The organism is Mycobacterium sp. (assembly GCF_035570115.1).
Lineage (GTDB): Bacteria > Actinomycetota > Actinomycetes > Mycobacteriales > Mycobacteriaceae > Mycobacterium.
In genome coordinates this window covers 47314-54588 of sequence record NZ_DATMLH010000149.1, presented here as the reverse complement: position 1 = coordinate 54588, position 7275 = coordinate 47314, and the positions used below count along the sequence as shown (strand labels likewise).

The 7275-nt window shown below is 64.2% G+C and carries 6 protein-coding genes; 2 read left to right on the top strand and 4 right to left on the bottom strand.

From position 1 onward, the window contains the following. Positions 1 to 261: 261 nt before the first annotated feature. Together VNW74_RS14630 and VNW74_RS14625 are read right to left on the bottom strand one after the other, a co-directional pair. Positions 262 to 1524: a cytochrome P450 gene (locus VNW74_RS14630; RefSeq protein ID WP_325677987.1), complete on the bottom strand. Its 1263-nt coding sequence runs from the start codon at positions 1522 to 1524 to the stop codon at positions 262 to 264. 23 nt (positions 1525 to 1547) lie between these two features. Further along, on the bottom strand, positions 1548 to 2675 hold the full coding sequence (locus VNW74_RS14625; protein ID WP_325677985.1) for an amidohydrolase family protein: 1128 nt from the start codon (positions 2673 to 2675) through the stop codon (positions 1548 to 1550). Between the two features lie 117 nt (positions 2676 to 2792). Here VNW74_RS14625 and VNW74_RS14620 point away from each other — a divergent pair, with 117 nt between their 5' ends. After that, complete coding sequence (locus VNW74_RS14620; protein ID WP_325677983.1) at positions 2793 to 3719, top strand: alpha/beta hydrolase; 927 nt, start codon at positions 2793 to 2795, stop codon at positions 3717 to 3719. Between the two features lie 4 nt (positions 3720 to 3723). On the opposite strand, the gene VNW74_RS14615 is transcribed toward VNW74_RS14620, so the two are convergent. Continuing rightward, on the bottom strand, positions 3724 to 4890 hold the full coding sequence (locus VNW74_RS14615; RefSeq protein WP_325677981.1) for an acyl-CoA dehydrogenase family protein: 1167 nt from the start codon (positions 4888 to 4890) through the stop codon (positions 3724 to 3726). Positions 4891 to 4893: 3 nt separating this feature from the next. Continuing rightward, a complete protein-coding gene (locus VNW74_RS14610) occupies positions 4894 to 5919 on the bottom strand; it encodes an acyl-CoA dehydrogenase (protein WP_325677979.1) in 1026 nt (341 codons plus the stop codon). A gap of 171 nt (positions 5920 to 6090) precedes the next feature. Between VNW74_RS14610 and VNW74_RS14605 the strand changes: the two genes are divergently transcribed. Beyond that, positions 6091 to 7275, top strand: a complete 1185-nt coding sequence (locus tag VNW74_RS14605) for an amidohydrolase family protein (RefSeq protein ID WP_325677977.1) — start codon at positions 6091 to 6093, stop codon at positions 7273 to 7275.

Sequence of the window (7275 nt, the reverse complement as noted above, 5' to 3'; positions counted from 1 at the left end):
ACCTGCTTGGCGGCCTCCTGCCCGACGCGACGGTCAAGATTTATCCCGATGCGGCCCATGGCTTCCTGTTTCAGCATCACGCCGAGTTCGCCACCGACGTGAACTCATTCCTCGACGCTGATCTCAAGACGTGATGGTCCCGTATTCATCTCCGCGGGACTACCTGTCCGCGCTCGCCATCGAACAACTGGGTGCCTTCCGGAGGCTGCACGCCTCGATCCACCCGTGCCGGTGCCTGACAACGCCACCGCACTCTATTTCCTAGACCCACGCAAGCTCGACCTTTTGCCAGCCGTTCAACAGCGCCGTCGGGTTGCGCTCCAGTGGTCCGGCTATCTCGAGCCGGTCGAGATACGGAAGCAACCCGCCAACCGCCGTACGCACCTCCTGACCGGCGAGGTGGGCGCCCAGACAGAAGTGGATGCCGTGTCCGAACGCCAGGTTCTTGCCGGGGGGCCGGGTGATCAGGAAGCGGTCGGGGTCATCGAATCGGCGCGGATCTCGGTTTGCGGCGGCCATGTGCAACGCGATGATGGCGCCCTTCGGGATTGGCGTGCCGGCGATCTCGTTGTCTTCGGTCGCCTCGCGAAAGGCGAACTGGATCGGGGAGGTCAATCGATTGGCTTCGTCCACCGCATTGGGCAGCAGTCCAGGATCGTCGAGCAACGGCTTGAGCTGGTCGGGGCAGGACAGTAGCTCGACGATGGTGTTGCCGATCAGATTTGTCGATGTCTCGTTGCCGGCCACCATGATGGTGATCGCGACCATCAGTGTTTCGACGTTGCTCAGTGACTCGTCGGCGATCGCCGCGACCATGGCACTGACCAGGTCGCCCTTGGGCTCTGCGCGCCGTGCCTCGATGAGTGGAACGAAATAGGTGCTGAACTCTTTGATGGTTGCCAGCATCAACTCGTTGCGCTCGGCGGGGCTGCTGAATACCGCGCCCGCTGCGGCGGCGAAAGCGTCCGACCAACGCTTGGCCTGGCTGTAGTGGCTGCGGTCGATACCCAGGATGTGGCAGATCATTTCGACGGGCAGCGGAATGGCGAGGCGCTCCACCGCGTCGAAGGCGGGTTGGTCTTCGATTCCGGCCAAACAGCGTTCGACGATCTCTTCGATCGCGGTCGCCATCTCCTTGATGCGCGGTGGGGTGAACCCTCTGCTGACGATGCGGCGCATCCGGGTGTGCTGGGGCGGGTCGGCTGCGGCGATGGTCTTCGCGGAAGCCATCTCGGCCATGTCCACCGGGATTCCCGCGGCCAGCGCAAGCAGTCGCTCGACCACCTCTGGTTTCATCTCGTCGTCGGGCGGCGCGGCTCCCTCGTAGGGATTGGGTCGCGACGAGAACTGCTGCGGGTTCGACTGCACTGCCTTGACATCATCGAACCGCGACACCACCCAGATGTCGGAGCTGGTGCGGTAGACGGGAAATCGCTCCCGCAATTCGGCCAGTACCCGCGGCAGCTGGTCTCGTGGTCCGGGCTTGAAGGGGTCGAACGTGAAATCGGATCCATTCGCCCTCATCGTCTCTCCCGTCAACGGTTGCCTCAGTCCCAAAACCGGTACAGTGTGCGGGCATTGAGCTCGACGATCTTTCGGGCCTCGTCGTCCGGCACATCGACGAGGTGCTCGGCGAGCAACTTGCGGGTATGCGGCCAGTTGGAATCCGAGTGCGGATAGTCGCTTTCGAACAGGATGTTGTCGATCCCGATGCGGTGCCGTTGCTCGATACCCGACTGGTCGGAGATGAAACAGCCGTAGATGTGCTCGCGGAAGAGCTCGGAGGGGAGCTTATCGGCGTTGATGTTGCACCAGTACTTGTGCCGGCCCCAGGAGTAGTCGATGCGCTCCAGCAGATACGGCATCCAGCCGATGCCGCCCTCGGACAGCGCGACTTTGAGGTTGGGGAACTTGTAGAACACGTCGGACATCAACAGGTCGACGGTCGCCATCATCGAGTTCAGCCCGAACAGCGCGATGCTGATGAACATGTCGCCGTCCGGCGCGAGCCCCTGCGGCATGCCGCCCGAGCCGAAGTGCATCGACAGCGGAAGCTCGGCTTCCTCGCAGATGCGCAGGATCGGATCCCAGTGATCGGTGTGGAATGACGGCAGGCCGAGTTTGTGCGGCGCCTCGATGAACGAAACCGATTTCGCGCCCTTGTCGACGGTGCGTTTGATCTCGGTCACCGACGCCTCGATGTCCCAGAACGGCACCATCATCAACGGGATCTGGCGCTCGGGAGCATAGGCACACCACTCGTCGAGAATGAAGTCGTTATAGGCGCTGATGCACAGCTTTGCAAAGTCCTTGTCCTCGGCAGCGTAAAACGTGCTGCCGGCGAAACCGCCGAAGTTCGGAAAGCACAGTTGGGCCCAGGTGCCCTCGATGTCCATGTCCTTGATGCGGTCGGCGATGTCGTGACAGCCGGGCAGCATGTCGTCGTAGCTGCGTGGGTCCATGCCGAATTCACGCGGGTGTTTACCCGCCACCGCGTTCAGAGCGAAGTTGCCCGAAGCGCACCCTTCGTAAAGCCAGGTGTCGTTGCCGTCGGGCAGCTTCACGATGCGTGGCGCCACGTCTTCGTACTTCGAGGGCAGCCGGTCAAGCCAAACCCGCGGGTGCTCGATGACATGGTCGTCGACGGAGATGATTCTTGCGTCTTCGGGAAGCATGTGATCTCTTTCTGAGAGGCATCGCCTCTCAACAGTAGAACGTGACCTGCGCCAGATGCAACGGGCATACTATGCTGACGCCGTAGTGAAGTAACCACATGTGCTGGGAGGCGGTCGATGGTGATGTTGCGTCGAGAAGCGCTCGACCCCGAAATTCGCGAAGCCGTCCGCGATCTGCCCGATTTCGTCTTCTCCAACGAGACCGTGCCGATGACGCGTCAGAACGCCCCGTTCCCGCCCGTGCCGGCACCCGACATCGAGTGCGTGGACCTCACGACCGATTCCGACGGAGGGGTCGCACTGACCCTGCTGCGTCCCCGCGGCGCTACCGGTGACCTGCCGGCCCTGTACTGGATGCATGGCGGCGGGACCGTGATCGGCAACCGCTTTATGGATAACGCCCGCCTCAACGAGTGGTGCCGGTCGCTGTCCTGCGCCTGCATAAGTGTCGAATACCGGTTGGCGCCGGAAGCGCCCTATCCGCTGCCGCTAGACGACTGCGACAACGGACTGAGGTACATCGTTGATCACGCGGCCGATCTGCGGTTGGACCCGAACCGCATCGGGGTCGGCGGACGCAGCGCCGGTGGGTTACTGGCCGCTTCTCTCGGGCTGCGTTGGCGGGACCAGGGGCTCGATGGTGTGGAATTCGCATACCTCGAATACCCGATGCTCGATGATCGAATGACCACGCCGTCGAGCGCGCTCGACGGCCTTCCAATGTGGAGTCGGGAGTCCAACGCATTCGGCTGGCGCAGCTATCTGGGCGAGCGCTACGGAACAGACGACATGCCGCCGGACGCGGTTCCCGCCAGAGCCGCCGAGCTGGCGGGCTTACCGCCGACGTTCGTCAGCGTGGGCACGGCGGACTGCCTTCGAGACGAGTCGATCGATTTTGCCGCTCGCCTGTGCCGGGCCGGCGTATCAACGGAGCTCCATGTCTATGCCGGCGCGATTCACGGGTTCGACATGTTCGCCGACTGCGCAGTGGCCAAATGCGCCGCGCGCGACAGTGCAGATTGGCTGGCCCGCCAATTCCGTTGACCTGTCAGCGACGTGGACGGCTGCGGGGTAGCCCTAACCTGTTCTCGACGATCAGGCTGCGCAGCACTTCGCTGGAACCGCCGTAAATCGTCGTGGCGACTGCGCTGCGGTAATGGGCATCCAGCGCGCCGTCAACGGGAGCCTCTGGGTCAGTCCAATCCAGCATGCCCGCGGTTCCGGCGATATCGGCGGCGGCGGCGGACGCCCGCACATAGCTTTCAGGACCGAACAGCGCCGACACCGGGCCCGGCTTGTCGCCTTCGGCGTCCAGGAACGCCACCCGCAACGCGAGCAGGTCGGCTACCTCGGCCTCCATCGCCATATGGGCCAGGCGCTCACGCACCAGGGGATCGTTGATGAGCGCGGTGCCGTCCGTTCCTGGATGGGTGCGGGCGAATTCCAGCGCGTCGGCTGCCACTAATCCCGTCCGTGAGGCGGGCGCGACGTTCTGCTCGGCCTCCAAGGCGGCCAGCATCACCGAAAAGCCCTGGTGCGCTTCGCCAATCCTGTTGGCGTCGTCGACCCGCACGTCGTTGTAGAACACGATGTTGGTGCGTTCATGGCCCATGGTGTGCACCGGCCGGATTTCGATACCGGCTGAATCCAGCGATACCAGCAGCATCGTCAGGCCTCGGGTGCCGACGGACCCCGGCGCCGAGCGGGTGAGCAGAAAGCAGTAGTCGGCGAGATGCGCGAAGGTGGTGAAGATCTTCTGGCCGTTGACGATCCAATCGTCACCGTCTCGCTCGGAGCGGGTCGCGCAGGCGAAGACATCAGATCCGCCCGCGGGTTCGGTGTAGCCGAGGCAGATGAGAATCTCGCCGGCCGCAACGCTCGGCAAAATCCTGGCCTTCAGCTCTGCTGAGCCCGCGGCCCTGATCGCATTGGCCGGCAGCATCGTCGTCCCGGACCCGATCGTAGGAACGCCTCCCCGGCGCAGCGTATCCAACAGCACACCGGTCTCGAATTGATCGAGTCCGGCCCCACCCTCCTCCACCGGCCAGGCCGGGGCGATCCATCCGCGCTCCCCCAGCTTTCGCGTCAGCTCCCGGTCGGCACCGTCTCCGGTGCGTCGCTCGTTTTCGATCACTTCGCGGGTGACATACCGTGCGACGAAATCTTCTGCTTCGCTGCGGATTCGGGCCCAGCTCGCGGGTTCGCTGAAGTCCATGCCTCAGTGACCTCCTGTGCCCACCGGGCCGAAGCGCCTGTCGGCGAGGGTGAGCAGTTCGCGCCGGGGATCGGCGAATGCGACCGCCCACGCTTTGGCCCGTCGGTAGTAGAGCTGGATGTCGTACTCCTCCATGAAGCCGTACCCGCCGTGGACGTGAAGGCTGTGTCCGGCTGCCTGGTATGCGGTCTCGGCGGCGAATACAAACGCCATCGAGGCTAACGCGGGCCCGTCGGCTTGCCCCGAATCCAAGGCCCAGCAGGCCTTTTGGATCAACAGTTGCGCCCCGTCCAACGCCGCGACAGCGTCGGCGAAGGGGTGAGCGACGGCCTGGTACATCGCGATCGGCTGCCCGAACGCGTGACGCACCTTCGCGTAATCAGAGCCGATGCGGACGGCCTCGGCGGCCAGTCCGATCAGTGCCGCCGCCCGCAGCACGCGGACCTCATCAAGAGCGGTGGCGAACGTCGTCCGGGCCGAATCGCCCTCCGCCAGGCAGCGGCGCTCGCAGCCGTCGGACCATCGGGCCAACGCCAATCCACCGAAGTTGGGCCGTGGAGTTCGGGCCAGTCCGGCCGGCCGTAGCGCGTAAATCAGGGAACTCCCCTCGACGGCGAGAATCGCATCCGCGATCGCTCCGTCGACGAGCAGTTGCTTCTCGACGGGTCCAGGTCCGGTAGCCAGCGACACGATAAACGAGCCGGTCAGCACCGGGCCGATCAGCTCCTTTTCCCCAAGCCGGCCCAGCAGCCGCGCCGCGGCCGCGGTCTCGGCGATCGGTATCGGAGCGAGGCGGCGGCCCGCCTCCTCCGCTACTAGCGCCAGCTCCAGCAGACCCCCGCCCACGCCGCCGCAATCCGACGCCACGCCGATCCCGAGCGCTTCCATCTCGCTGAAGCGCCGCCACAGGTCGGTGTCCAAGCCCGACGACTCCGCCGCCCGGACGCGCTGCGGCGTCGCCTCCTTCCGGAAGAGCGCCGCGAAAGTCTCCCGGACCGCGCGTTGCTCCTCGCTCAGCCGCAGGTCCACACCAGATTCCTCCCGTGTCCGAGGGCTCGACGGCAAGAGCGGGACTGCCGTAGCGAGCACATTACTCCTAGCGGAGTTGGTACATGCAAAAAAGTAGCGCGTTGTTCTCTTATTACGCACTCGATGTTACTGTCGAGCGCGATAGGCACGGCCGGACCGAGGAGTTCGACGATGACACAGAAGCTGGGCTTTCCGGTCTTCGACGGCGACAACCACATGTACGAGACTCGCGATGCGTTGACCAAATTCCTTCCCGCCGAGTACCGCGGTGCGATCCGATACGTCGAGGTCGACGGCCGCACGAAGATCGCCACCTTGGGGCAGATCAGCGATTACATCCCCAACCCGACCTTCGATAAGGTCGCCGCGCCGGGCGCCCAAGAGGACTACTTCCACAACGGCAACCCGGAAGGCAAGAGCCACCGGGAGATCCTGGGCAAGGCGATCGAGGCAACCCCCGCGATGCGTGAACCGGGACCCCGGCTGGCGCTTCTCGACGAGCAGGGCATCGACAAGTCGATGATGTACCCGACACTGGCGAGCCTGGTGGAGGAACGCTTCCGGGAGCACCCCGAGGCGACCCACACGATCATCCACGCGTTGAACCAGTGGCTGGACGAAACATGGTCTTTCAACTTCAAGGACCGGATCTTCACCACTCCGATCATCACCCTGCCGATCGTCGAGAAGGCGATCGAAGAACTGAACTGGGTGCTCGAACGGGGTGCCCGCGCCGTCTTGATTCGGCCGGCCCCGGTTCCCGGACTGCACGGTCCGCGCTCGTTCGCCCTTCCAGAGTTCGACCCGTTCTGGAAGCGAGTCAGCGATACTGGCGTGCTGGTCGTCATGCACGCCTCGGACAGCGGCTACTCTCGCTACGCCAACGACTGGGAAGGCGGCGGCGAATTCCGTCCCTTCCAGCCCACTCCATTCCGCTCGTACTACAGTCTTGCGCGCAACCCAGCGGAGGACGCCGTCGCGGCGCTGGCCTGCCACGGTTTGCTCACCCGCTTCCCAGAGCTGCGTATTGCCATGGTGGAGAACGGAACAACCTGGCTGCCCCGGCTACTGGAAAACCTCAGCGACACCCACAAGAAGATGCCGCAGCTCTACAGCGAGAATCCAGTGGAAGCCATCCATCGCTGCGTCTACTTCAATCCGTTCTGGGAGGAGAACGTGGCCGAGCTTGCGAAGCTGGTGCCGATCGACCACATCTTCTTCGGCTCGGACTACCCACATCCCGAGGGCCTGGCCGAACCGCTCAGCTACGCCGACCGCCGTCGCGAACTGGGCGACGACGAAATCGCCATAGTGATGGGCGGAACGCTGTCGAACGCGATGCGGGTGGACGCCTGA

Excerpts from the sequence above, each read along its gene's own strand:
- VNW74_RS14620 (WP_325677983.1), top strand. The coding sequence starts at position 2,793 with ATGGTGATGTTGCGTCGAGAAGCGCTCGACCCCGAAATTCGCGAAGCC.
- VNW74_RS14615 (WP_325677981.1), bottom strand. The coding sequence starts at position 4,890 with ATGGACTTCAGCGAACCCGCGAGCTGGGCCCGAATCCGCAGCGAAGCA.
- VNW74_RS14625 (WP_325677985.1), bottom strand. The coding sequence starts at position 2,675 with ATGCTTCCCGAAGACGCAAGAATCATCTCCGTCGACGACCATGTCATC.
- VNW74_RS14630 (WP_325677987.1), bottom strand. The coding sequence starts at position 1,524 with ATGAGGGCGAATGGATCCGATTTCACGTTCGACCCCTTCAAGCCCGGA.
- VNW74_RS14605 (WP_325677977.1), top strand. The coding sequence starts at position 6,091 with ATGACACAGAAGCTGGGCTTTCCGGTCTTCGACGGCGACAACCACATG.